General features: G+C 74.5%; 2 protein-coding genes and 1 pseudogene. 1 reads left to right on the top strand and 2 read right to left on the bottom strand.

Annotation, left to right across the window (positions count from 1 at the left end; all coding sequences use genetic code 11):
- Window positions 1-212: pseudogene (locus KBX53_RS30875) on the bottom strand (hypothetical protein); the annotation flags it as partial.
- Window positions 209-1,075: a DUF4397 domain-containing protein gene (locus KBX53_RS30870; RefSeq protein ID WP_030337705.1), complete on the bottom strand. Its 867-nt coding sequence runs from the start codon at window positions 1,073-1,075 to the stop codon at window positions 209-211. The gene KBX53_RS30870 and the pseudogene KBX53_RS30875, both read right to left, overlap by 4 nt.
- A 124-nt stretch (window positions 1,076-1,199) precedes the next feature.
- Here KBX53_RS30870 and KBX53_RS30865 point away from each other — a divergent pair.
- Window positions 1,200-2,102, top strand: a 903-nt coding sequence (locus KBX53_RS30865; RefSeq protein WP_210863262.1) for a glycosyltransferase 87 family protein, incomplete at its 3' end; no start/stop codon positions are given.

Genomic DNA, 2,102 nt, shown 5'->3' with positions numbered 1-2,102 from the left:
GGTGGACCGTGTGGCGTGGGCGCGGCGGCCACCGACGGGCAGTCGTCGCCGCAGCCGGGGTGCCAGGTCGCGACCGGCGGCGGGTCGGTGGTGGCCAGCCCGACCCCGGTGCTCGCGGCGAGGCAGACCGCCGCGCCGGCCGCGACCAGCGCGGCCAGCGGCACCCGACGGTCACGGTGCCGCCGGATCGACGGGCCCGGCCCGGCGCTCACCAGGTGCTGCGCCGCCGTCGCCAGAGCAGCAACGCGACCACCCCGGCCACCGCGGCCAGGCCGCCGGCCACCAGGGGGTACGCGTCGAGCCCGGTGCGGGCGGTGCCCCCGGCGCCGGTGTCCACCCCACCGGCCGGGACGACGGTGCCGCCCTCGGCGTCGCGGCGCAGCTCGGCGGTCAGCCCGCCCTGCTTCGCGTCGAGCACGAGCAGCGAGTAGACAGCGCCGCCGGTGAGCCGCACCTCGGCGTCGGTGCTCGGACCACCGGCACCGGTCAGCTTCAGCCGCCATCTGCCCGGCTCGACCTGCTGGTAGTCGGTGGTGGTGGCGAACTGCACCCCGTCGGCGATCTTCGGGCCGTCGGAGGCGGCCACGTCGAGGATCGGGGTCCGCACCGACGCCTGCACGACCCGCACCTTGGCACGCCCGTCGCTGGGGGCGCTGAGGTCGTCGGTGAGCACCCGCAGGCCGAGGTCGGCGTGCCGCCCGACACCGGCCACCGTGAACGCGTCACCACTGGTCACCGCGACCTCGGTGGTGAGCACCGGGGGATCGCTGGCGGGAGCGCCGGCCTCGCGCATCGCCACCGCGTACCGGCCGGGCGCGAGTTCGAGGTAGTCGGAGACCACGCCGTAGCCGACCCCCGGGAAGACCCGCGGCTTCGCGGTGCCCGGTGCGGCCAGGTAGACGTCGACGGCCGGGGTGTCGGGGGAGAGGTGGGCGAGCCGGACGTATCCGACGGTGTCCGCGCCCGTCGCGGCGACGGCCGGAACACCGACGCCGGCGGCAGCGAGGGCGGTGCCGAGCAGGAGCACGCCGGTGCCGGCCAGCAGTCGGCGGGGGAGGGTACGGGGCATGTGCATGTCGCCTCCGGGGGCACGTTCGGTGAGCGGTTGGCAACCCAGAGAACAGGGTCCCGTGAACGGGACTACGGCGCAAGTTGCCCCAGCGGGTGTTTCTTGGTGCCGTCCCGTTTATTCTCGGTCGATGCGGGATCGCCGGGTGGCGCTGGCGTGGGTGGCCTTCGTCGTCGTCGCGCTGGTGTCCTGTGTGCTCGTTCTGCGCCGTCCGGATCGCCTCTCCGACCTGCACATCTACTACGGCGCGCTGGCCGACCTGCACGCCGGTCGGCCGCTGTACGGCTTCGTGGCGGCCAACGGCGGTCCGTTCACCTATCCGCCGTTCGCCGCCCTCGTGCTGGGGCCGATCACCGCCGTGCCGGAGGGCGTCCTGCGGGGAATCTGGTTGGTGGCGACGTGCGCGGCGGTCGTCGCCATCGCCGGGACGGTCGGTGTCGCGCTGACCACCCGGCAGTCCCGGCGACCGCTCGTGGTGGCGGTGGCGGCCACGGTGCTGATGCTCTCCGCACCGGTGCAGAGCAATCTGCGCTTCGGTCAGGTCAGCATCTTCATCGTGCTGATGGCCCTGCTCGACGGGGTGGGCCTGGTCCCGCCCCGGCTGCGCGGGGTGCTGGTCGGGGTCGCCTCGGCGATCAAGCTGACCCCGTTGCTGTTCGTCGTCTACTTCCTCGCCACCGGCCGCTACCGCGACGCGGGCCGCGCCGTGGCGACATTCCTGGCCTGCGCGGGGCTCGCCGGGATCGTGCTGCCCGGCGAGAGTTGGACGTACTGGACCGAGGCCGTCCGGCAGACCTCACGGATCGGCAACCTGGCGTCACTGGGTAACCAGTCCCTGCATGGCATGCTGCTGCGCGTCGGCGTGGACGAGGCGGCGTTGCCAGTGCTCTGGGCCACCCTGGTGGCGTTCGTCTGCGTGGCGGCCCTGCTGCGGGCGCGACAGTTGACGCGACAGGGCCGCAGCGGGCACGCGGCGGTGCTGGTCGGCTGCGCCACCGTCGCCGCGTCCCCGGTGTCCTGGCCCCACCACCCG

It is taken from the genome of Micromonospora sp. M51, assembly GCF_018070305.1.
In the GTDB taxonomy this organism is placed as follows: Bacteria; Actinomycetota; Actinomycetes; order Mycobacteriales; family Micromonosporaceae; genus Micromonospora; species Micromonospora parva.
Note: the sequence above shows the minus strand (reverse complement) of the source record. Positions and strands in the feature narration are given on the sequence as shown.

Excerpts from the sequence above, each read along its gene's own strand:
- KBX53_RS30870 (WP_030337705.1), bottom strand. The coding sequence starts at position 1,075 with ATGCACATGCCCCGTACCCTCCCCCGCCGACTGCTGGCCGGCACCGGC.